The 20,511-nt window shown below is 72.8% G+C and carries 22 protein-coding genes; 13 read left to right on the top strand and 9 right to left on the bottom strand.

The window, feature by feature from the left end:
- Positions 1–28 precede the first annotated feature (28 nt).
- The 3 genes from E8M80_RS15880 to E8M80_RS15890 are packed head-to-tail and all read right to left on the bottom strand — an operon-like array spanning position 29 to position 2,738.
- The gene (locus tag E8M80_RS15880; protein WP_137126687.1) at positions 29–763 is read right to left on the bottom strand and encodes an RNA methyltransferase; all 735 of its coding nucleotides are present in this window, start codon (positions 761–763) and stop codon (positions 29–31) included.
- Complete coding sequence (locus E8M80_RS15885; protein ID WP_137126688.1) at positions 760–1,761, bottom strand: Ldh family oxidoreductase; 1,002 nt, start codon at positions 1,759–1,761, stop codon at positions 760–762. The genes E8M80_RS15880 and E8M80_RS15885 overlap by 4 nt, the downstream gene beginning before the upstream one ends.
- The gene (locus tag E8M80_RS15890) at positions 1,761–2,738 is read right to left on the bottom strand and encodes a tripartite tricarboxylate transporter substrate binding protein (protein WP_170979447.1); all 978 of its coding nucleotides are present in this window, start codon (positions 2,736–2,738) and stop codon (positions 1,761–1,763) included. Before E8M80_RS15890 ends, E8M80_RS15885 begins: the two co-directional genes overlap by 1 nt.
- Before the next feature lie 142 nt (positions 2,739–2,880).
- On the opposite strand from E8M80_RS15890, the gene E8M80_RS15895 reads away from it, so the two are divergent.
- Positions 2,881–3,183, top strand: a complete 303-nt coding sequence (locus E8M80_RS15895; RefSeq protein ID WP_137126690.1) for an antibiotic biosynthesis monooxygenase — start codon at positions 2,881–2,883, stop codon at positions 3,181–3,183.
- A gap of 39 nt (positions 3,184–3,222) precedes the next feature.
- On the opposite strand, the gene E8M80_RS15900 is transcribed toward E8M80_RS15895, so the two are convergent.
- Positions 3,223–4,398 carry a UxaA family hydrolase gene (locus tag E8M80_RS15900; protein WP_137126691.1) on the bottom strand — a complete coding sequence of 392 codons (1,176 nt, stop codon included), beginning with the start codon at positions 4,396–4,398 and terminating at the stop codon, positions 3,223–3,225.
- A 13-nt stretch (positions 4,399–4,411) separates the two neighbouring features.
- Entirely contained in the window at positions 4,412–4,696 is a 285-nt protein-coding gene (locus E8M80_RS15905; protein ID WP_137126692.1) for a UxaA family hydrolase, read from the bottom strand.
- A gap of 108 nt (positions 4,697–4,804) precedes the next feature.
- Between E8M80_RS15905 and E8M80_RS15910 the strand changes: the two genes are divergently transcribed.
- Positions 4,805–5,524, top strand: a complete 720-nt coding sequence (locus tag E8M80_RS15910; protein WP_170979448.1) for a GntR family transcriptional regulator — start codon at positions 4,805–4,807, stop codon at positions 5,522–5,524.
- A 39-nt stretch (positions 5,525–5,563) separates the two neighbouring features.
- On the top strand, positions 5,564–6,418 hold the full coding sequence (locus E8M80_RS15915) for a branched-chain amino acid aminotransferase (RefSeq protein WP_137126694.1): 855 nt from the start codon (positions 5,564–5,566) through the stop codon (positions 6,416–6,418).
- Positions 6,419–6,561: 143 nt separating this feature from the next.
- Here the strand turns inward: E8M80_RS15915 and E8M80_RS15920 are convergent, their stop codons facing one another.
- Positions 6,562–7,803 carry an amidohydrolase family protein gene (locus tag E8M80_RS15920; protein ID WP_137126695.1) on the bottom strand — a complete coding sequence of 414 codons (1,242 nt, stop codon included), beginning with the start codon at positions 7,801–7,803 and terminating at the stop codon, positions 6,562–6,564.
- Positions 7,804–7,935: 132 nt separating this feature from the next.
- Between E8M80_RS15920 and E8M80_RS15925 the strand changes: the two genes are divergently transcribed.
- Complete coding sequence (locus E8M80_RS15925; protein ID WP_137126696.1) at positions 7,936–8,913, top strand: tripartite tricarboxylate transporter substrate binding protein; 978 nt, start codon at positions 7,936–7,938, stop codon at positions 8,911–8,913.
- A 57-nt stretch (positions 8,914–8,970) separates the two neighbouring features.
- Here the strand turns inward: E8M80_RS15925 and E8M80_RS15930 are convergent, their stop codons facing one another.
- Both E8M80_RS15930 and E8M80_RS15935 read right to left on the bottom strand, forming a co-directional pair.
- Positions 8,971–9,498 (bottom strand): biotin transporter BioY, encoded by a 528-nt coding sequence (locus tag E8M80_RS15930; RefSeq protein WP_137126697.1) that lies wholly within the window; start codon positions 9,496–9,498, stop codon positions 8,971–8,973.
- A gap of 17 nt (positions 9,499–9,515) precedes the next feature.
- Positions 9,516–10,715 (bottom strand): CaiB/BaiF CoA-transferase family protein, encoded by a 1,200-nt coding sequence (locus E8M80_RS15935; RefSeq protein WP_240790068.1) that lies wholly within the window; start codon positions 10,713–10,715, stop codon positions 9,516–9,518.
- A 331-nt stretch (positions 10,716–11,046) separates the two neighbouring features.
- Between E8M80_RS15935 and E8M80_RS15940 the strand changes: the two genes are divergently transcribed.
- The 4 genes from E8M80_RS15940 to E8M80_RS15950 all read left to right on the top strand — a co-directional run bounded on the left by E8M80_RS15940 (position 11,047) and on the right by E8M80_RS15950 (position 14,769).
- On the top strand, positions 11,047–11,442 hold the full coding sequence (locus tag E8M80_RS15940) for a hypothetical protein (protein WP_137126699.1): 396 nt from the start codon (positions 11,047–11,049) through the stop codon (positions 11,440–11,442).
- A 78-nt stretch (positions 11,443–11,520) separates the two neighbouring features.
- Positions 11,521–11,709 (top strand): hypothetical protein, encoded by a 189-nt coding sequence (locus E8M80_RS26025; RefSeq protein ID WP_170979449.1) that lies wholly within the window; start codon positions 11,521–11,523, stop codon positions 11,707–11,709.
- Complete coding sequence (locus E8M80_RS15945) at positions 11,706–13,100, top strand: amidase (RefSeq protein WP_170979450.1); 1,395 nt, start codon at positions 11,706–11,708, stop codon at positions 13,098–13,100. The genes E8M80_RS26025 and E8M80_RS15945 overlap by 4 nt, the downstream gene beginning before the upstream one ends.
- A 151-nt stretch (positions 13,101–13,251) precedes the next feature.
- A complete protein-coding gene (locus tag E8M80_RS15950; RefSeq protein WP_170979451.1) occupies positions 13,252–14,769 on the top strand; it encodes a glycosyltransferase family 39 protein in 1,518 nt (505 codons plus the stop codon).
- Between the two features lie 101 nt (positions 14,770–14,870).
- On the opposite strand, the gene E8M80_RS15955 is transcribed toward E8M80_RS15950, so the two are convergent.
- Positions 14,871–15,428 carry a histidine phosphatase family protein gene (locus tag E8M80_RS15955; RefSeq protein WP_137126702.1) on the bottom strand — a complete coding sequence of 186 codons (558 nt, stop codon included), beginning with the start codon at positions 15,426–15,428 and terminating at the stop codon, positions 14,871–14,873.
- A gap of 122 nt (positions 15,429–15,550) precedes the next feature.
- Here E8M80_RS15955 and E8M80_RS15960 point away from each other — a divergent pair, with 122 nt between their 5' ends.
- The 5 genes from E8M80_RS15960 (at position 15,551) to E8M80_RS15980 (ending at position 20,409) form a co-directional block, all read left to right on the top strand.
- Entirely contained in the window at positions 15,551–16,216 is a 666-nt protein-coding gene (locus tag E8M80_RS15960) for a Tim44/TimA family putative adaptor protein (RefSeq protein ID WP_137126703.1), read from the top strand.
- An 81-nt stretch (positions 16,217–16,297) separates the two neighbouring features.
- Positions 16,298–17,623, top strand: coding sequence for a murein transglycosylase A (locus E8M80_RS15965; RefSeq protein WP_240790069.1), 1,326 nt, complete (start codon positions 16,298–16,300; stop codon positions 17,621–17,623).
- Positions 17,624–17,681: 58 nt separating this feature from the next.
- Positions 17,682–18,707, top strand: a complete 1,026-nt coding sequence (locus E8M80_RS15970; protein ID WP_206035647.1) for an NAD(P)-dependent oxidoreductase — start codon at positions 17,682–17,684, stop codon at positions 18,705–18,707.
- Positions 18,707–19,342: a TetR family transcriptional regulator gene (locus tag E8M80_RS15975; protein WP_137126704.1), complete on the top strand. Its 636-nt coding sequence runs from the start codon at positions 18,707–18,709 to the stop codon at positions 19,340–19,342. The genes E8M80_RS15970 and E8M80_RS15975 overlap by 1 nt, the downstream gene beginning before the upstream one ends.
- Positions 19,343–19,368: 26 nt before the next feature.
- Positions 19,369–20,409 (top strand): 5-methyltetrahydropteroyltriglutamate--homocysteine methyltransferase, encoded by a 1,041-nt coding sequence (locus E8M80_RS15980; RefSeq protein ID WP_137126705.1) that lies wholly within the window; start codon positions 19,369–19,371, stop codon positions 20,407–20,409.
- The last annotated feature ends 102 nt before the right edge of the window (positions 20,410–20,511 follow it).

Raw genomic sequence — 20,511 nt, forward strand, 5'->3', positions numbered from 1 at the left:
GATCGCAAGCACATACTGCCCCGCGGCGTCAGCCGCCGAGCGCGTGGATCAGCACCGCCGCGGCCACCGAGACGTTCAGGCTCTCGACCGGCCCGGCCGCCGGCAGCGTCACGCGCATGGCGCAGGCGGCGACGGTGGCGGCGCCGAGCCCCGTCTCCTCGTTGCCGAGCACGAGCGCGACGGGCGCCCGGCGGGGCACCGCCCCGGGCGGCACGCCGCCGCGCGCCACCGCGGCCACCGTCAGCATGGCGGGCGCCATGGCGCCAATCGCCACCGGCAGGTCGCGCACATGGAACAGCTCCAGCGCCTCGAGCCCGCCTTCCGAGGTGCGGAACGCCGCATCCGACAGCCCCGCCTGGCGCGGATCGCCGGACAGCAGCATGGCTCGACAGCCGAAGAAGGCGGCAGAGCGCGCGATGGCGCCGAGGTTGTGCGGATTGCCGATGCCGTCCAGCACCGGCGTCACGCGCGCCGCGCCGAAGGCGGCGGGCAGCGCCCGCGGGTCGAGCGCGGGCACGCTGCGCGGCAGGGCCAGCGCGACGATCCCGCCATGGTGCTGCGTGCCGGCGATGCGCGCGAGATCGGCGGCCGCGACCTCGCGATAAGGCCGGCGCAGCCGTGCCAGCACGGCGCAGTGCGGCCCGGCCTCCCGCCGCCGCTCCGGCGTGTGGAACAGGCGCATGACATCGGGGGCGCGCCGGGCGAAGACGGCCGCGACGGCGGCCGGGCCGCAATGCCGGTCGAGGTCGGGCGGCCGCGTCACGCGGCGCCGAGCGCCACCAGGCGCTGGTGCAGCGCGTCCGGAATCTCGACGCCCGCCGCCATCGCAGTCGTCGTCAGTGCGTCGCGGCGGCTGCCGGGCAGGCGCACGCCCTCCTCGGCCACCATGGCGGCGACGAAATCCTCGATGCGCCGCGCGAAGGCGTCGGCACCCGCCAGCGCGCCGGGGTCCACCACCAGCAGCGCCTGGCCGAGGCGCGGGCGGTTGCCCTCCTCCTCGAAGAAGCTGTCGGCCTCGAAGCCGAAGGCGGCGCCGGTCAGCGCGCAGCAGAGCAGTTCCACGACCATCGCCAGCAGCGCGCCCTTGGTGCCGCCCATGGCGAGCATGGCTCCGGAGAGCGCCGCCTTGGCATCGGTGGTCGGCCGGCCCTCGGCATCGAGCGCCCAGCCTTCCGGGATCGGCCGGCCTTCCTTGGCGGCCACCATGATCTTGCCGCGCGCGACCTCGGACAGCGCCATGTCGATCACGAGCGGCGCCGCGTCGCGGCGGGGGAAGGCGGCGGCGACGGGGTTGGTGCCCATCAGCGGCCGCGCGCCGCCCGGCACCGGCATCGCCGCCGGCGAATTGGTGAAGGCGAGCGCGACCAGCCCCTGCGCCGCCAGCCGCGCGACCGGCAGGCCCATGGCGCCGGAATGGTGCGAATTGGTGATGCCCGCGAAGGCCACGCCATGCGCCCGCGCGCGCCAGGCCGCTTCGTGTTCCGCCAGTGCCAGCGCCGGATAGGCGAGGCCGTGGCGCGCATCGACCAGCACCGCGCCGCCGCGTTCGTTGACGATGCGCGGCAGGGCGGCGCCGTCGGCGCGGCCGTTCTTCAGGAAGGCCGCGTATTGCGGCACGCGGGAGAGGCCATGGCCGGCCTGGCCCGCGGCCTCCGCCGCCGCCAGCGCGCGCGCCGTCGCCGCGGCCATGTCGGCCGAGGCGCCGGCGGCGGCGAGCGCGGCCCGCGCCAGCGCCTCGGCCTCGGTGAGCGTGAGGCGCATCAATCCACCCTGAGCCCGGCTTCCTGGATCAACCGCGCCCAGCGTTCCGTCTCGGCCGTGACATGCGCGAGCGAGCGCGCGCGATCCCAGCCTTCCACCGTGAAGCCGCCTTCCTCCGCGCGGCGGGTCACGCCGGGGTCGCGGATGGCGCGCAACGTGTCGCGCTCGAGCTGCGCGAGCACCGGCGCCGGCACAGCGCTGTGCGCCATCACCGCCGTCCAGTTCGTCATCTCGAGCCCGGGCTGGCCGAGCTCCTTCACGGTCGGCACATCGGGCAGCAGCGCGTGCCGCGCGGCCGAGGTGATGGCCAGCGGCCGCAGCATCCCCGCGCGCACCTGGCCGATGCATTCCGGCAGGTTCGCCACCACGAAGTCGATGTTGCCGGCGACGAGGTCGGTGATGACCGGCGCGCCGCCGCGATAGGGCACGTGCGCGATGCGGTCGCCCGCGCCGGTCGCGCGGCGGAACAGCTCAAGCCCGAGATGCGGCGGCGAGCCGTTGCCCGAGGACCCGCCGTTGAGCTGGCGCGTGCGCGCCTGCTGCACGAAGGCGGCGAAGTCGCGCGCCGGGTTCTTCTCGGCGTTCACGACCACGACCAGCGGCAGCGAGCCGAGCACCGAGATCGTCGTGAGATCGCGGCGGAAGTCGAAGGGCGGGTTCGGGATGAGCGTCGCGTTCACCGTGTGCGTCATGGTGATGGCGAGCAGCGTGTGGCCGTCGGGCGGGCTCTTGACCGCCGCATCGGCGCCGATCTGTGCCGACCCGCCGGGGCGGTTCTCGATCACCACCGGCTTGCCCCAGATCTCGGACAGCTTCGCGCCGACCAGGCGGGCCATGATGTCGGTCAGCCCGCCGGGCGGGAAAGGCACGATGTAGCGGACGTTCTGGCTCGGGAAGGCGGCCTGCGCGCGGGAAGCGGCGGGCAGCAGCGCCGCGGCGGGCGCTGCCGCTAGCAGGTTGCGGCGGTTGAACATCATGCAAGGTTCCTCCCGTGAATGTCGTTGCGGCGATGCTAGCCCATGGCCGCAACGGATGGCGAGACGCGCGCGCCGCGTTTCCGCGACGCTCCGCCGGGTTCCCGGAGTAGGATCGGTGCGGCGGCAGCAGGGAGGCCACGCCATGTCCGCTTGCAACATCGTCCGCTTCCGCGTGAAGCACGGCGCGGAGGAAGCCTTCGTCGAGGCGCACCGCAAGGCGAGCACCGACTGGCCGGGCTTCCAGCGCGCCATGCTGGTGCGCACGGGGGATCGCGTCTTCTGCTTCGTCGGCCTCTGGGCCGACATGGAGAAGATGGCCGCGGCGCGGCCGCAGATGATCGCGGTGCTCGACAGCTTCCGCGACACGCTCGAGGATTTGGGCGGCGGGCTCGGTGTCACCGACCCGGCCTCGGGCGCGGTGGTGTTCGACACCGCGGCGCAGTGACGATGGGGCCGGCGGCGTGAGACCACCGGCCCCGGCGCGTCACGCGCTCTCGTACAGCCGCGTCAGGCTGAATTCGCGGTGGCCGAGGATCTCGGCCGCCGTGTGCTGGCCGTCCGCGGTGCGGACGATGCAGTCGAGCAGCGCCTCGCCGGCATCGTCCATGTTCATCTTGCGCTGCAGGATGCCGGTCACGTCGACATCGACATGCTCGGACATGGTGCGCATCGTCCGCGGGTTCGCCGTCAGCTTGATCACCGGCACGATCGGGTTGCCGATGACGTTGCCCTGGCCGGTCGGGAAGGTGTGCACCGCGAAGCCCGAGGCCGCGCAGAGCGTGACCATCTCGGCCGCCGCGGAGGACGAATCCATGAACCACAGCCCCGGATGCGTCGGCTCCTCGGCCTTGTCGAGCACGCCGTCCACCGTGCACTTCTTGCCGATCTTCTGGATGTTGCCGAGCGCCTTCTCCTCGATGGTGGTCAGGCCACCCTCGATGTTGCCCTTGGTGGGCTGGCTGTCGGACAGGTCGGAGGTCTTGTTCGCCTCGACGATGGCCTGGTAGCGGTCGAACATCCGCATGAATTCGGCGCGGATCTCGGGCGTCTTGCACCGGGCAGCCACCAGATGCTCGCCGCCGGTGAGTTCCGTCGTCTCGCCGAAGACCAACGTGTTGCCATTCGCCCAGAGCTTGTCGAAGGAGTTGCCGACGGTGGGGCAGGACGCGAGGCCCGAGGTGGTGTCGCTCTCGCCGCACTTGGTGCTGACCCAGAGGTCGACCATCGGCGCGCGCGTCTTCTTGAGCGCCGTCGCGTACTTCACCATGCGATAGGCGGCGCGCGAGGCGGCGGCGATGGTGTTGATGTCGCCGTTCTGCTCGATGGCGAAGAACTCGACCGGCTTGCCGGTCTTGGCGATGCCTTCCGCCACCTTGCCGGCCCAGCCGAGTTCGATCCCGATCACCACCACCGCGGCGACGTTCGGGTTGCAGCCCGTGCCGATGATGGTGCGGAAATGCAGGTCGAGGTCCGCGCCGAACTGCAGCCGCCCATAGGCGTGCGGGATGGCGAGCGTGCCCTGGATGTTGCGCGCCACGCCCTCGGCCGCGGCGTTGGAGATGTCGTCCACCGGCAGGATCAGGACGTGGTTGCGCACGCCCATGCGGCCGTTGTCGCGGCGCCAGCCTTCGAAGGTCGCGTTCTTGAGGTCGATGCCCATGATCGCTTCTCCCTTACCAGCGCTTCGTCTTGACGTTGTGCACGTGCAGGTGCTCGCCTGCGCCGATGTCCTTGACCGCCTTACCGATGTCCACGCCGTACTTCATGATCGTGTCGCCGTTGCCGATCGCCTTGATCGCGAGCTTGTGACCGATCGGGATGTCGTTCTTGGCGTCGAACTCGATCAGCTTGTCCTGGTCCATGATCCAGCCGGTCAGCTTGGTGCCGGCCTTCAGGTTCTCGACCACGACCACGCCGACGCTGTCGCCTTCGTCGTGGACGACGAAATGGATCGTCATCGCTTCCTCCCCTCTCCGTTTGGGTGGCGGGACGCTACGCCGCGCTTGACCGGCAGTCAACTAGATGAGTTAGATGACTGTGTGAACGCGGAACCGCCCCTCTGGCGCATGATCCGGGATTCGCTGGAGGCGGCGCTGGCCGCCGGCGAATACCCGGCCGGGACGCCCCTCCCCTCCGAGGCGAAGCTCGCCGCCCGCTTCGGCTGCGCCATCGGCACCGTGCGCCGCGCGGTGGACGAGCTGGTGGCCGCGCGTGCCCTGGTGCGCCGGCAGGGCCGCGGCACCTTCGTGCCCGACCACGATGCCATGGCGCGCCTGCCGCATGACGGGCCGGACCGCACCGCCTTCTACTTTTTCCACATCCGCCCCGAGGACGGCGCCCGCCTGCCGCCCGAGACCGAGCTGCTGGACTTCCGCGCCGGCCTTCCCTGCCCTGCCTGGATCGCGCCGCATCTCGGCATCGCGGCCCGGGCGCCGATGATCTTCGCGCGGAACCTGCAGCGGATCGGCGGGCGCGCGGTCGCGCTCGACGAGCTCTGGCTGCCGCGCGCGCTGTTCCCCGGGCTCGATCGCGCCGGCTTCGCGGGGCGGGACGGCACGGTCTACGGCCTCTATCAGAAGCGGTTCGGGCATTCCGTGATCCGCACGGACGAAAGGCTGAAGGCGGTGCCCGCGCCGGCCGAGGCCGCCACTGCCTTCGACCTGGCGCCGGGTGCGCCGGTGCTGCGCATCCTGCGCGTCGCCTACGCGATCGGCGACCGCCCGGTGGAATTGCGCATCTCCCATGCGGACACGCGGGAGCATGAATACTTCAACACCCTGGCCTGACGTGGCACAGATCGGGCCCTGACCCGCGGGAGAGAGAGCATGGCCGGCGTCTTCTGGTACGATGGCACCTGGACGACCGAGGAGCCGAAGATCGTCGGCCCCATGGACCACGCCTTCTGGCTGGGCTCGGTGATCTTCGACGGCGCGCGCGCCATCCGCGGCCATGCGCCCGACCTCGGCCGCCATGCCGCGCGCTGCGTGGCCTCCGCCCGGTCGATGCTGATGAAGCCGACCCGCACCGCCGAGGAGATCGAGGCGCTCTGCCGCGAGGGCATCCGCCGCATGGGGCCCGAGGCCGAGCTCTATGTCCGGCCGATGTTCTTCATCCGCAAGGGCCTCGGCGCCGCGCGACCGGACCCGGACAGCACGGACTTCATCCTGTCGGTCTACGACGCGCCGATCCCGAAATGGGCGGGCTTCTCGGCCGTCATGGCACCGTTCCGCCGCCCGGCGCCGGACATGGCGCCTACCGATGCGAAGGCGTCCTGCCTCTATCCGAACGGTGCGCGCGCCTCGGCCTTCGCCGCCGCGCAGGGCGCCGACAATGCGGTGATGTGCGACGCGCTCGGCCACGTGGCGGAATTCGCCTCGGCCAACCTGTGGTTCGCCAAGGACGGCCAGGTGATCACGCCTGCGGTCAACCACACCTTCCTCAACGGCATCACGCGCCAGCGCGTGCTGGCGCTGTTCGCCGATGCCGGCGTGGCGGTGCAGGAACGTACGGTGAAGCCGGGCGAGCTCGAGACGGCGGACGAGATCTTCTCGACCGGCAACTATGCCAAGGTGCAGCCCTGCACGCGCTACAACGGGCGTGACATGCAGATCGGCCGCTTCACGACGCAGGCGCGGGACATGTACTGGCGCTGGATGGAAGCGGGCGAGAAGCTGGTCTGAGGTGGACGATGCGGGGGAGGGGAACCTCCCCCGCGCCCCCTCCTTTTTTTGCATCTGGGGTCCGTCCTGGGAGGTTCGGTCCCAAATGCCAAGGAAGGTTGAGGGGGGTCCGGGGAGAGAAGTTCCCTTATCCCCCCGCCTTTTCAGCCCCGGTGCAGCACCGCGCGCTGCCGCGTCACCGTCCGCTTCCCGCGCTTGTACGCCATCAGCACGGGCGCCACGGTGCGCAGCGCCATCTCCGGCGTCTCCGCATCCAGCACCACCAGGTCGGCCGGGTTGCCGACCGCCACGCCGTAGTCCGGCAACCGCATCAGCCGCGCCGCGTCCTTCGTCGTCATGTCCCACACCGCGCGCACCTCGGGGTCCGACCCGCGATGCGTCACGATCGCCTGCATGTTCGCCTGGCGCAGCAACTGCCCGTCGCCGAACGGGGTGAAGGGGTTGAGGATGTTGTTCGACGCGACCGAGCACAGCACGCCGCGCTCGGCCAGCGCATTCGCGTCCACCACGTTGCGCGGCACGTCGCGGTCCATGTGCCGGCCGCCGAGGTAGAGGTCGGTCGCGGTCAGGACCGTCAGCGCCACGCCGGCGCCGGCCATGCGGCGTGCCGCCTCCTCCAGCCGCGGTGGCGCGGCGGCGGCCAGCTTCGTGACATGCCCGACCGCGACGCGCCCACCCCAGCCGTATTGCTCCGTCAGGTCGCAGACGAGCAGCGTGTCGAGGTCATCGGCCGAGACGCCGCTGTCGAGATGCATGTCGATGTCGACGTCGAATTCGCGCGCCATCTCGAATACGCGGCGGATCTGCGCGGCGCGGTCGGTGTCGTAGTTGGGTGCGGCACCGACCACGGTCGCGCCGTTGCGCAGCGCCGCCACCATCAGCTCGTCCGTGCCAGGATTGTTGGTCAGCCCCTCCTGCGGCATGACGCAGATCTCGAGGTCGATCGCCCAGGCGTATCGCTCGACCAGCGCCTTCACGCCCTCGAGTCCGCGCAGCCCGACCCTGGGGTCGACCTCGACATGCGTGCGCATGCGCGTCGCGCCGTGCAGGATGCAGTTCTCCAGCGTGCGGGACGCGCGCTCGGTGACGTCCTCGACCGCGAAGGTGTGCTTGACGTCGGAGACGCGTTCCATGGCGCGATGCGGGTGGCGGGACGCCTCGCAGGCGCAGCGCGCCAGGATGCAGGATTTGTCGAGGTGGATGTGCGTCTCGACGAAGCCCGAGCAGACCAGCCGGCCGCCGCCCTCGGCCTCCTCCCGCGCCGTGCCGGGCAGGTCGCGCGCGATGGCGGCGATACGCCCGCCCGCCACGCCGACATCGACCGGCGGCGCATCCGGCTTCGCCTCGGGCAGGCGCACCTCGCGCAGGATCAGATCGAAGTCCATGGCCCCTCCGGCAGCAGCTGGCGCATCGAACCATGTTGGCCGGGGCGCGTCGATGGCGCGTACCTTGCATCCTGCGTGCCATCGTACCCCGCGCGACGTCGCGTCGCGCCCCCAAGCCCTGTCGGAGACACCATGACCGCCATATCCACCCGCCGCGCGCTGCTCACCGCAGCGTCACTCATTGCTGCGCCGCGCCTCGCCCGTGCACAGGCCTGGCCGGCGCGGCCGATCCGCTGGATCGTGAACTTCCCGCCCGGCGGCGCCGCCGACATCCTCTCCCGCACGCTGGGCGAATGGTTCGGCAACCGGCTCGGCCAGCCGATCGTGATCGAGAACCGGCCGGGCGCCGGCGGCATGCTGGGCGCGGACCTGGTCGCCAAGGCGCGCGGCGACCTGCACATCGTGATGATCTCCTCCGCCGCCTCGCATGGCATCGGGCCGGTGCTTTACCGCACGGTGCCCTACGATCCACTGGCCGACTTCACGCACATCCATTCGGTCGGCACCTTCCCCTCGGTGCTCGCGGTCAATCCCAACGTCGCGGCGACCAGCGTCGCCGACCTCGTGGCGATGGCGCGTGCGCGGCCGGGGGAGGTCACCTACGGCTCGGGCGGCAACGGCACGATGAACCACCTGATCGGGCAGCTGCTGTCGCGCGCCGCGGGGGTCGAGCTGACCCACGTGCCCTATCGCGGCTCCGCCCCCGCCATGACCGACGTGATGGGCGGGCAGATCCCGGCGATCATGGAGAGCCTGCCGACCGCAATGGGCAACATCCGCGGCGGCCGCATGCGCCCGCTCGCGACTAGCGAGGCCGAGCGGTCCCCCGCTCTCCCCGACGTGCCCACCTTCGCCGAGGCCGGCTTCCCCGCCGTCACATCGACCAACTGGTTCGGCTTCTCGGCCCCCGCAGGCATCCCGCCCGAGGTCGCGGCGCGCTGGGAGAGGGAGATCGCGGCGGCGATGGCGGCCGAGCCCGTGCGCGCGCGCTTCGCCACCATCGGCATCCGCCCCGGCACGCTCGATGCCGCCGGCTACACCGCGCTGGTGCGCAGCGAACTCGACCGCTGGCGGGAGGTGATCCGCGCCGGCAACATCAGCGTCGACTGAGCGCCGGCGCTTCGCATGCCGCGCCCACGAAGGAGGCGTCCTTCGTGCGCGCGGCGGTCAGCGCCGCGCGGCCGCGCGCAGCACCGCGAAGGCGAGCGCCGTCTTCACCGCCGTTCCCGGCAGGAACAGCACGAAGCCCGCCAGGATCGCCCTCTCCCAGCCCACGAAGCCGCCGAGCCAGGCGACGCCGGGCACGAAGATCACCAGGTGCGCGATGCCGAGCACCGCCGCCTGCCGCAGCGCACCCTGCCCCGCCCGGCCGGCGATCCAGGCCGCGCCCAGGAAACCCAGCAGGTAGCCGGCCGTCGGGCCTGCAAGGACGGCGATCCCGCCGGTGCCGTTGGCGAAGACCGGCAGCCCCATGGCGCCCTCGGCGAGATAGAGGGCGACGCTCGTGACGCCGAGCCGCGATCCGCCCAGGGCGCCCAGCAGCAGCACCGCCAGCGTCTGCAGCGTGGCGGGCACCGGCCACATCGGCACGGCCACCTGTGCCGAGGCTGCCAGCACCGCCGAGCCGAGCAGGCCCATGCCCCAGAACCGCGCCGCCGCGATGCCGCGCGCCGCAGTGAACTGCCTGACCGTCATGTCGTGCCTCTCCATCCTCAGGGGGCGAGCGGCCGGGTTTCGCCCCGCGCCACCGCCTCGAACACCATATCGTTGTGCGCGCCGGCGGCCGGGCCGGTCCAGCGCACCATCTCCCGCGGCGCCACGCCGTCGAAGCGGAAGGGCGCGGCCGGGTGCAGCACGTCGCCGAGCAGCGGGTCCGGCACCTCCATCACCCAGCCGCGATCGCGGAAATGCGGATCTGTCGCGCAATCGGCCATGTCGAACAGGCGCGAACAGGGCACCTCGGCCGCCTCCAGCACCGCCTCGGCCTCGGCCGCCGGCTTCGTGCGCGTCCAGTCTGCGATGGCGGCGTCGAGTTCGGCCACGTTCGCGCAGCGCCCGCCATTGGTCGCGAAGCGCGGGTCGGCCGCCATCCCCGGCCGGCCGATCGCGGCCATCAGCCGCTTGAAGATCAGGTCGGAATTGCCCGCGACGCAGAGCCACCTGCCGTCCGCGCAGGGGTAGGTGTTGGTCGGCGCCGCGGTCTTGATCGCGGCGCCCTGCGGCTGCCGAACCCAGCCGAACAGACCGTATTCCGGCAGCATGCCCTCCATCAGGGAGAACACGCTGCTGACCAGGTCGACGTCCACCACGCGCCCCTTCGCCGCCGGGTCGCCCTTCACCTGCCAGCAGGCGGCGACGACCGCCATGGCGCAGTACATGCCCGCGAGGTCGTCGCTGATGGAAACGCCGCAGCGCGGCGGCGGATACTCCGTCTGGCCGGGATTGGCGGTCAGGTGGCGCAGGCCGCCCATCGCCTCCCCGATCGCGCCAAAGGCCGGCTTGTCGCGATAGGGGCCGTCCTGCCCGTAGCCCGAGATGCGCCCGATCACGAGGCGCGGGTTAGCCGCGTGCAGCACGTCCGGGCCGAGCCCGATGCGCTCGAGGTAGCCGGCGCGGAAATTCTCGACCAGCGCATCGGCGCGCTTGAGCAGCGCCACCAGCCGGTCGCGGTCCTCCGGCTTCTTGAGGTCGAGCGTGACGCTCAGCTTGTTCCGCCCATGCACGCTGAACCAGACGGCGTTGCCCTCGACGCTGCTGCCCCAGCCCCGCACCGGGTCACCGCCGGGCGGCTCCACCTTCACCACCTCGGCGCCGAGGTCGGCCAGCAGCCGCGTCGCGAAGGGCGCGGCGATATAGTGGCCAAGCTCGACGATCCTGAGCCCGGCCAGGGGGAGGTTGGGTGCCTGCGTCATGCGCCGTCCCATACGCCGGAACGCGGCGGCGGGAAATCGCGCGCGGTAAAGCGCCCGGCAAGGTTCGAGCCCTAGATTCAACCCCAGGGTGCCGCGGCGCCCGGTCTCCCGTGTGGCGCGGATCCTCCCTTCCGCGTCCCCGCCCGGCGCGCCGGGCGGCACACTCGGGGCGGGGCCCCGGGGTCCCGCCCCACCTTTCCATCCCCCGCGTCGCCCGACGGCGATCCCGGCCATCGGCGCTGCCCTGCCGCCGCGCGTTTTTCGTGCATCACGCGGCCGTGATGGCTAGGCTGACGGCCCCCATCCCAATGATACCGACGGAGGAGCCTCCATGGCGGCAAGCCCATCGGGCCTCGTCGCGCGCAGCTGGAAACGCCTCGGCCCGATGGCGGACCGGGCGGCGAACCTGTTCTACGACCATCTCCTCGAGGTCGCGCCCGCCGCCCGCGCCCGCCTCGCGCCCGAGCGGATGCCCGAGATGCGCCGCGCCCTGGTCGCGCGCATCGACGCAGCCATCGGCGGCGCCGTCGGAAAGCAGCCGCCGCCCGCCGCCGGCGCCCCGCAGGACCTGCTGCTAGGCGCGCCGCCCGCGGCGGGGCTCGAGGCGCTGCTGCGCACCGTCCGGGACATGCTGGCGGTCGAGTGGTCGGACGACCTCGCCGCCGCCTGGGCGTCCGAGAGCCCGCGCCTCCTGCAGGCGCTCGCCCCCGCCAGCGCCGCCGCCTGACCGGCCGGGTGCAACTTTCGCCGCCGCGGCTTTTGCGGCAGGCTTGGCCGTGTCGCGCAAGCAGGGGAATTCGACGCCATGACCGAGGATGAAGCGCTGGCCCGCGCCGCGGGTCTCGGGGAGGCATGGCGCGGGCGCAGCGCCGAGGTCGCGGACGCCATCGCCCATGCGCGACGCCTCGCCAGCGCCTTCCCCCGCCCGGCGGACGAGGTGGCCGAGCCGATGCCCGCCTTCGTCGTGCCCGCGCCGAAGGCCGCCGGCCGATGACCGCGCCCCACGAGATGACCCTCGCGGAGGCCTCCGCCGCGATCGCGAAGCGCCGCCTTTCGCCGGTCGAGTACCTCGACGCGCTGCGCGCCCGCGCCGAGGCGCTGGAGCCGCGCCTCAACACCACCATCCGCCCCCTTTGGGACGACGCGCGGGACCAGGCGCGCAAGGCGGAACGGCGCATCGCGCGCTCCGGCCCGCGGTCCCCGATGGATGGGCTGCCGATCGGGCTCAAGGACATCATCGACCTCGCGGGCCACCCCACGACCTGCCATTCGCGCCACCTGCTCGACAACATGAAGACCGAGGACGCGGCCGTGGTGGCCCGCCTGCGCGCGGCCGGCGCGGTCTTCCCCGCGAAGCTCGCGACGCATGAATTCGCGATCGGCGGCCCGGCCTTCGACCTGCCCTTCCCGCCGGCCCGCAACCCCTGGAACACGGCGCATCATCCGGGCGGGTCGTCGTCCGGCTCGGGCTCGGCGGTCGGGGCGGGGCTGCTGCCGGCGGCGCTCGGCACCGACACGGGCGGCTCGGTCCGCCACCCGGCCAGCCATTGCGGCATCGTCGGCATGAAGGCGACCTACGGGCTGGTCTCGCGCCGCGGCGTCTTCCCGCTGTCCTACACGCTGGACCATGTCGGGCCGATGACGAAGGACGTGGCGTCGAACGCGCTGCTGCTCGGCGCCATCGCCGGGCATGACCCGCAGGACCCCGGCAGCGCCGACCGCAAGGCGGGGAAATACGGCCGCGGCCTCAGGAAGGGGCTGAAGGGCCTGACCATCGGCTATGTCCGCCACTTCCACGAGGCCGACCAGCCCGCGACGCCCGAAGTCGCCGCCGCCCTCGATGCCGCTTCCCGGCTGATGGCGAAGGAAGGGGCGAAGGTCAGGACGGTCACGCTGCCGTCCCTGAATGACTTCGCCGGCGTCAACCGCGCCATCCTGATGGGCGAGAGCGCCGCCATCCACGGCAGCTGGCTGCGCGACGCGCCGGAGGGCTACGCCGCGCTGACGCGCAAGCGCCTGCTGCCGGGCCTGTTCGTCCGCGCCGAGGACTACGTCCAGGCGCAGCGCCGCCGGCGCGAGTTGGTCGCCGCGGTCGAGGCCGCGCTGGCCGGCTGCGACCTGCTGCTGACCGCGAGCAGCATGGACCCCGCCTGCCGCATCGACGATCCGGAGGCGGTCGAGCTCACCTATCCGCGCCAGGCGCGCACCGCCTTCAACGTCACCGGGCACCCGGCCCTGACGCTGATGTGCGGCCTGTCGCAGGACGCCGGGGTGCCGCTGTCGCTGCAGCTGGTCGGGCGCTTCTTCGATGAGGCGACGATCTACCGCGCCGCCGCGGGCTACGAGCGGGCGGCCGGGTGGCGGGACCGCTGGCCGACGCTGTGAGCGGCCCGGGCCGCGCACCCCGGACCCGCCCCGCCAGAGGCCGAAAGGCCGCTGGGCACCGGAACCGGGCGTCCGAACCCCATGGTTTCCAAAGGCCCTCCGGCCTTTGGCGGGGGGGCGAGGGGGACGGCGCCCCCCTCGCCGCGCGCGCGTGACCTCGACCCGCCTGCGCCGCGCGCTCCGCGGCGCCGCAGTGCCTGTGCTGCTGCTCGCGGCCGCGTTCCTGCTGCGCGCCTTTTCCTTCGCCCCGGCGGTGATCGACACCGACGAAGGGCTCTACATGCTGCAGGCGCGCGAATGGCTGCGTGGCAACTGGCCGCTCTCGGGCGTCTGGGACATGCACCCGGTCGGCGCGCCGGCGCTCTTTGCCGCCGCCATGGCGCTGCTCGGCGAGCACATCTGGGTCACGCGCCTGCTCGGCGTGCTGGGCGCCTGGCTCACGGCCTGGGCGCTGCATGCCATCGTGCGCTTCGCGACCGCACCGCCGGCGCTCGGGCTTGCGGCGGGGCTGCTCTATCTCGCGCACAGCACGCTGATCGGCGGGCTCGCGACCAATACCGAGATCCTGTTCACGCCGCTCACGGCCTGGTCCATGGCGCTCGGCCTGCGCGCCGCGCGCCGCGCGTTGGAGGACGGCGTCGCGCCGCCCTTCGCGAAGATCCTGGCGATGGGCGCGATGATCGGCTTCGCGCTGGCGATCAAGCCGGTCGCGGTGTTCGAGGGCTCGCTCGCCTGGCTGCTGCTGGTGGGACCCGCCTGGTGGCGCGGCCTGCTGCCGACGCCTCGGGCGCTGGTCTTCGCCGTGACCTATGCCGCGCTCTGCGCCGCGCCGACGCTGTTGTTCGGCTTCGCCTACTTCCTGCGCGGGGAACTGGCGGAATTCGTCAACGGCGCCTTCCTCGCGCCGCTGCGCTACGCGGGCGCGCGGGTCGGGCTGCTGGATGCGGCGCGCTACACGCTGATCGTTGCGATGATCCTTCTCTGGGCCTTCGTGCTGGTCGTGCCGGCGGTGATCCGACCGCGCGTGACGAAGGGGCCGGTCGCGCTGCTGCGGCGCCTCGCCATTGCGTGGTTCGCGGCGGCGACGGCGGCGGTGGTGATGCCGGGGATGTACTTCCAGCACTACTACCTGCTGTGGCTGCCACCGCTGTCGCTGCTGGCCGCGCTCGGGGCGCGCAGGCTGGCGCGCGCGGCGCGGCCCGGCCTCGTGGTCGCGGCCTTCGCACTGCTGGTGGGCGGCGTCGCGCTCGATGCCTGGCGGTCCTCCACCATCCCGCGCCTGTATGGCACGATCGGGCTCACCGGCCCCGATCCGGTGCGCGAGGTCGCCGACGCCATCAGGCGCGAGATCGACCCCGGGGAGCCGATCTGGGTCGTGAACTACCACCCGACCGTCCATGTGCTGGCCGATGCCGGCCTCGCGACGCGCTACGCCTTCCCGGCACAGCTCAGCGGCCGCTACTGGTCGGTCACGGGCATCGACCCCTATGCGGAGGTCGCGCGCATCCTGGCATCCACGCCGCAGGTGATCGTGGTGGACCGCGGCTGGTGGGCGGGCGTGCGCCCGCGCATCGCCGCCATGGTCGACGAGGCGTTGGCCGAGAACTACGACCTCGCGACCGTGGTGCAGGAGGAGCGCGGCGTGGTCGAGATCTGGCGCCTGAAATGACGAAGTGGGAGCCTGTCCCGACCCGGGCGGGCGGCGATGAAGTCGGGGGGACCTCTCCCGCCGCGTATTGACCCGTTCCAGGCCAGGCCGGCCGCTCGCCCTCAGGGGTGCTTCCAGGACACCTCGGCCGGCCCCGGCGCCGTCGGGTCCACGCGCAGAACCTCGCCGTTCGCGACGCTCCGGCCGGTCAGCGCCATGATGAAGCCCCAGTGGCTGACGACCAGCGTATGCGCCCAGTCGTCGAGCGCGGCCATCTCGGCGCGGAACAGCGCGGCACGGCCCTCCACCTGGTCGGCCGGCTCCTCCGCCGGCGGCCACCACACCTCCTCGAGATGCGTGAAGTCCACCTCCGGGAAGGCCATCGCGAGTTCCGTGCGCGGGCTGCCGATGTCGCAGGTGAAGGCGTAGCGTTCCCGCACCACGGGTGCCACGGTCAGCGGCAGGCCGAGCCGCCGCGCGGCCGGCAGCGCCGTCTGCAGCGCGCGCCTATAAGGGGAGACGACGATGCGGCGGATCGCCTCCCGCTCCAGCGCCTCGGCGGCCTCCTCGGCCTGGCGGTGGCCGAGCTGCGTCAGCGCCGGGTCCACGATGCCCGGGTCCCGCCGCGTCTGGGTAAAGAGCAGGTTGAACTCGCTCTGTCCGTGGCGGAGCAGGATCATGGGTCGGGTTCCTCGGTCGTCACGCCCGGGGGTAGCGGGCCGGCGCCCTGCCCGCAACCCGGACCGCGCGCTGTTGCGGGCGGCCCTGCGCACCCCTAAGTGTGGGGGCCGAGGAGAATGCGATGAGTGGCGGCCTGCCGATCGACCTGATCCTGTTTGCAATGGTTGCGGCCTTCCTGGTGCTGCGCCTGCGCAGCGTGCTGGGAAAGCGCACCGGCTTCGAGCGCCCGCCCCAGGCCGAGCCCGCGCCTGGCATCGGCCAGCCCGCAGCGCGGGAGGCCGATCCCCTGCCGCCCCCCGCCCCCGGCGCCGTCCGGCGCGGCATCCCCGACCCGCGCTCGCCCGCCGGCCAGGCGCTGGCGCGCATCCAGGGCGTGGACCGCAGCTTCGACCCGACCGCCTTCCTCGGCGGCGCCGAGGGCGCGTTCCGGATGATCGTGGACGCCTTCGCCCGCGGTGACCGCGCGACGCTGCGCGACCTGCTCTCGGACGATGCCTATGCCGGCTTCGAGGGCGCCATCGCGGCGCGCGAGCAGGCCGGCGAGACGCAGCGCACCGAATTGCGCTCGATCCAGGACATGGCGATCGAGGAAGCCGATCTGCGCGGCACCGTCGCTGACGTGACAGTGCGCATCGTCTCCGACCAGGTGAATCTGACCATCGCGAGCGACGGGTCGATCAGCGCGGGCGCCGAGGCTGTGACCGAGATCACGGACCTCTGGACGTTCCAGCGCGATCTTGCGGTTTCCGATCCCACCTGGAAGCTCGTGGGAACCCGGCCCGCCTAAGCCCCGGGTCGGGGCGTCCGCGGCCCTCCAACAGCCCCCGGAGAGTCGCGGCGCCGGCCGGGCTGGGGTATGGTTTATCCGATGTTCACCATGACGCCGCAGGGTCGCGCCGGCCTTGCCGTCGCCCTGGCGCTGACCGGCGCCATGGCCGCGGGCCAGGCGGATGCGCAGCATGGCGGGCCCTCGACTGAACCCGAGCCGCCGGCCGAGGGCGCGCCCGCGGCGCCGGCCCCGCCCACGCTGCGCCGCGCCGCATTCGCCGACCTGCCCGGCTGGGCCTCCGACGCCCATGCCGAGATCCTGCCCGCGCTGCAGGCGAGCTGCGGCGCCATGCGCCCGATGCGCCCCGAGGCGCCGCTCGGCGGCGAGGGGGAAGCGGCGCTCAGGGCCGGCACCGCCGGCGCCTGGATGGCCATCTGCCTCGAGCTCCGCACGCTGGAACGCGGCCTGCCGAGGCCGCCCCGGCCTGGGCAGGGGGTCGCGCACCAGCGGCGCATGGCCGCCTGGATGGCGGCGCGGCACATGGCGGTGCGCGAGTTCATCGAGGCGCGCTTCGAGCCCTTCGCCGCCGGCACCGGCATCATGACCGGCTACTACGAGCCGATCCTGCGCGGCGCGACGGCACCGGACGAGGTCTTCCGCACGCCCCTGCTGGCGCGCCCGCCGGAACTGGTCGAACAGCCCGCGCCCGGCAACCCGCTCCGCCGGCGCTACGGCATGATGGTCGAGGGGCGGCTCGAGCCCTTCCACGACCGTGCGGCGATCGACGGCGGCGCGCTGGCCGGGCGCGGCCTCGAGCTGGTCTGGGTGGACGACCCGGCGGATGCCTTCTTCCTGCACATCCAGGGTTCCGGCCGCGTGGTGCTGCCGGACGGGCAACTGGTGCGCGTCGGTTATGCCGGCCAGAACGGGCGCGGCTACGTGCCGGTCGGCCGGCTATTGATCGAGCGCGGCGAGATCCCGCGCGAACGGATGTCGATGCAGGCGATCCGCGCCTGGATCGCCGAGGCGGGCCACGAGCGCGCGACGGAGCTTCTGCGCGCCAACCCGTCCTTCGTCTTTTTCCGGAAGGTCGAGGAGCTGACGCCCGAGCAGGGCCCGATCGGCGCCATGGGCGTGCCGCTGACGCCACAGCGCAGCGTCGCGGTGGACCGGGCGCATATTCCGCTCGGCGCGCCGATGTTCGTGACGGTGCGCGACCCGGCGGCGCCGCGGGACGCGCCGCGGGCCGGCCGCCTGGTGGTGGCGCAGGACACCGGCGGCGCCATCCGCGGCCCCGCCCGGACCGATTTCTTCTGGGGCTGGGGCGCCGAGGCCGGGGAGCGCGCGGGACGCATGCGCGACGAGGCGGCGGTCTTCGTGCTGCTGCCCCGCCCGATCGAGGTCACGACCGCCGAGGCGAACTGACCCGCCCTGATGGACAGGGCCCCGCCGCGGCGCAAGGATCGCGGCCGGAGGAACCGCCGTGAACGACTGGCCCGACATCATCGCCGACGAGGAGACGCTGGAAGACGTGCTCTCCCGCCCGGACCCGGCGCTGGTCACCGACCTTGCCGCCGTGCCGGGCGACATCCTGGTGCTAGGTGCCGCCGGAAAGATGGGCCCGACGCTGTGCCGCCAAGCGAAGCGCGCCGACCCCGCCCGCCGCGTGATCGCGGTGGCGCGCTGGTCGGAGGAAGGGCTCCGCGCGCGCATGGAATCCTGGGGCATCGAGTGCATCGCGGCCGACCTGACCGACCGCGCGGCGCTGGCTGGCCTGCCCGATGCGCCGAATGTCGTCTTCATGGCGGCGCGCAAGTTCGGCTCCTCGGGGAACGAGCCGCTGACCTGGGCGATGAACGTGCTGCTGCCGGCCATGGTGGCCGAACGCTACGCCGCGTCCCGCATCGTGTTCTTCTCGACAGGCAACGTGCTGCCGCTGGTGCCGGTGAGCTCGGGCGGCGCCGATGAGGCGACGGCGCCCGCGCCGGTCGGCGACTACGCCGCCTCCTGCCTCGGGCGGGAGCGCGTGTTCCAGCACGCGGCCGCCACGCGCGGGACGCCCTGCTTCGGCATCCGGCTGAACTACGCGATCGACCTGCGCTACGGCGTGCTGCACGACATCGCCTCCAAGGTCCTGGCGGGCACGCCGGTGCCGCTCGCCATGGGCCACGCGAATGTCGTCTGGCAGGGCGACGCGAATGCCTGGACGCTACGCGCCCTGGCGCGGGCCTCGCCGGATTGCCCGATCCTGAACGTGACGGGGCCGGAGACGGTGTCCGTGCGCTGGGTGGCGCGGGACTTCGCGCGCCGCTTCGGCCGCGACGTGGCCTTCGCCGGGGAGGAGGCGCCCGATGCGCTGCTGTCCAACGCGGCGCGCGCCTTCGCCGAATTCGGCTACCCGTCGGTGCCGCTCGCACGGATGCTGGACTGGGTGGCGGGCTGGGTGGCGCAGGGCGGCCGCTCGCTCGGCCGCGCGACCAAGTTCGAAGTGCGCGACGGCCGCTTCTGATGGAAGGATCGCCGCGCCCGATCTCGCCCCGCGCGGCGGCGACGCGGCAGCGCATCCTGGATGCGGCGCTGGCGGAATTCGCGCTGGCCGGCCTGGCCGGCGCGCGCGTCGACGAGATCGCGGCCCGCGCCGGCGCCAACAAGCGGATGCTCTACGCGCATTTCGGCTCGAAGGAGGAGCTCTGGCTGACCGTGCTGGAGCGCGCCTATGCCGCCAAGCGGGCCGAGGAGCACGCGCTCGACGTCGAGCACCTGCCGCCGGTCGAGGCCATGACGCGCCTCGTGCGGTTCAACCTCCGCTACACCGCCGCGCATCCGGAATTCGTCGCGCTGCTGAACCAGGAGAACATCCACCGCGCCGCCTACCTGCGGCGCAGCGCGGAGGTGCCGGCGCTCTACTCGCCGCTGCTCGAGAGCCTGCGCGCCGTGCTGCGGCGCGGCGCGGCCGAGGGGCTGTTCCGGCGCGACGTGGATCCGCTGCAGCTCTACGTCACCATGCTCGGCCTCGGGCATTTCTGGGTGGCGAACCGGCACACGCTGTCCACCATCTTCGGCGAGGACCTCGGCACCGAGGCGGCGCTGGAGGCGCGGGAGGGACATGTCGTCGAGGTCGTTCTCGGCTATCTGAGGCCCTGAAGCACGCCCCGGGAAGGACACTGCGCATGAGCCAGACGACCAAGATCCTGCCGACCACGGTGGTCGGCAGCTACCCGCAGCCGCACTGGCTCGTGGACCACGCCATCCTGACGAAGAACAACGTCGTGCCGCGCGTGCGCCTCAAGGAGATCTGGCGCGTGGCCGAGGACGCGCTGGAGGAGGCGCAGGACGACGCGACGCTGATCGCGATCCGCGACATGGAGCGCGCCGGCATCGACATCATCACCGACGGCGAGATGCGGCGCGAATCCTACTCCAACCGCTTCGCCCTCGCGCTCGATGGCGTCGACGTGGACAACCCCGCCATCGTGAGCGGCCGCATGGGCAAGCCGACGCCCGTGCCGCGCGTGGTGGGCCCGATCCGCCGCCGCCACCCGGTCGAGGTGCGCGACGTCGCGTTCCTGCGCGCCAACACCGACCGCCAGGTGAAGATCACCCTGCCCGGGCCCTTCACCCTGTCCATGCAGGCGCATGACGAGCACTACGGCGACGACGAGGCGCTCGCCATGGCCTATGCGGCGGTGGTGGCCGAGGAGGCACGCGACCTCAAGGCCGCCGGCGCCGACGTGATCCAGCTCGACGAGCCCTGGCTGCAGGCGCGGCCCGACCAGGCGAAGCGCTACGGCGTGAAGGCGATCAACCGCGCGCTGGAAGGCGTGGGCGGCACCACGGTCGTGCATCTCTGCTTCGGCTACGCCGCGCTCGTGAGCGACAAGCCGTCCGGCTATTCCTTCCTGCCGCAGCTGGCGGACAGCACGGCGGCGCAGATCTCGGTCGAGGCGGCGCAGCCGAAGCTCGACCTCGGCATCCTGGGCGACCTGTCGAACAAGACGATCATGCTGGGGGTGCTCGACCTCGGCACGACGGAGGTCGAGACGCCGGAGGTCGTGGCGGCGCGCATCCGCGCCGGGCTGAAGCACGTGCCTGCCGAACGCCTGGTGGCGGCGCCCGACTGCGGCATGAAGTACATGCCGCGCGAACGCGCCTTCGCGAAGCTCAAGGCGCTGGCCGACGGCGCGGCGATCGTGCGGCGGCAGATCTCGTAGCGCGGCGTTGGCGTGATGGCGGCAAGGGCCGGGGGAGGGGAACCTCCCCCGCTCCCCCTCCCTTCTCTGTCACGTGGCACCGATCCGGGAAGGTCGGGCGCC

Source organism: Roseomonas sp. HF4 (genome assembly GCF_005222755.1).
In the GTDB taxonomy this organism is placed as follows: Bacteria; Pseudomonadota; Alphaproteobacteria; order Acetobacterales; family Acetobacteraceae; genus Neoroseomonas.

Bases quoted from the DNA above. Each gene is read 5' to 3' on its own strand.
- E8M80_RS15975 (WP_137126704.1), top strand. From the start codon at position 18,707: ATGGAAGGATCGCCGCGCCCGATCTCGCCCCGCGCGGCGGCGACGCGG.
- E8M80_RS15930 (WP_137126697.1), bottom strand. From the start codon at position 9,498: ATGACGGTCAGGCAGTTCACTGCGGCGCGCGGCATCGCGGCGGCGCGG.
- E8M80_RS15900 (WP_137126691.1), bottom strand. From the start codon at position 4,398: ATGGGCATCGACCTCAAGAACGCGACCTTCGAAGGCTGGCGCCGCGAC.
- E8M80_RS15960 (WP_137126703.1), top strand. From the start codon at position 15,551: ATGAGTGGCGGCCTGCCGATCGACCTGATCCTGTTTGCAATGGTTGCG.
- E8M80_RS15915 (WP_137126694.1), top strand. From the start codon at position 5,564: ATGGCCGGCGTCTTCTGGTACGATGGCACCTGGACGACCGAGGAGCCG.
- E8M80_RS15980 (WP_137126705.1), top strand. From the start codon at position 19,369: ATGAGCCAGACGACCAAGATCCTGCCGACCACGGTGGTCGGCAGCTAC.
- E8M80_RS15890 (WP_170979447.1), bottom strand. From the start codon at position 2,738: ATGATGTTCAACCGCCGCAACCTGCTAGCGGCAGCGCCCGCCGCGGCG.
- E8M80_RS15935 (WP_240790068.1), bottom strand. From the start codon at position 10,715: ATGACGCAGGCACCCAACCTCCCCCTGGCCGGGCTCAGGATCGTCGAG.
- E8M80_RS15895 (WP_137126690.1), top strand. From the start codon at position 2,881: ATGTCCGCTTGCAACATCGTCCGCTTCCGCGTGAAGCACGGCGCGGAG.
- E8M80_RS15965 (WP_240790069.1), top strand. From the start codon at position 16,298: ATGTTCACCATGACGCCGCAGGGTCGCGCCGGCCTTGCCGTCGCCCTG.
- E8M80_RS15910 (WP_170979448.1), top strand. From the start codon at position 4,805: ATGATCCGGGATTCGCTGGAGGCGGCGCTGGCCGCCGGCGAATACCCG.
- E8M80_RS15925 (WP_137126696.1), top strand. From the start codon at position 7,936: ATGACCGCCATATCCACCCGCCGCGCGCTGCTCACCGCAGCGTCACTC.
- E8M80_RS15955 (WP_137126702.1), bottom strand. From the start codon at position 15,428: ATGATCCTGCTCCGCCACGGACAGAGCGAGTTCAACCTGCTCTTTACC.
- E8M80_RS15940 (WP_137126699.1), top strand. From the start codon at position 11,047: ATGGCGGCAAGCCCATCGGGCCTCGTCGCGCGCAGCTGGAAACGCCTC.
- E8M80_RS15945 (WP_170979450.1), top strand. From the start codon at position 11,706: ATGACCGCGCCCCACGAGATGACCCTCGCGGAGGCCTCCGCCGCGATC.
- E8M80_RS26025 (WP_170979449.1), top strand. From the start codon at position 11,521: ATGACCGAGGATGAAGCGCTGGCCCGCGCCGCGGGTCTCGGGGAGGCA.
- E8M80_RS15885 (WP_137126688.1), bottom strand. From the start codon at position 1,761: ATGCGCCTCACGCTCACCGAGGCCGAGGCGCTGGCGCGGGCCGCGCTC.
- E8M80_RS15905 (WP_137126692.1), bottom strand. From the start codon at position 4,696: ATGACGATCCATTTCGTCGTCCACGACGAAGGCGACAGCGTCGGCGTG.
- E8M80_RS15920 (WP_137126695.1), bottom strand. From the start codon at position 7,803: ATGGACTTCGATCTGATCCTGCGCGAGGTGCGCCTGCCCGAGGCGAAG.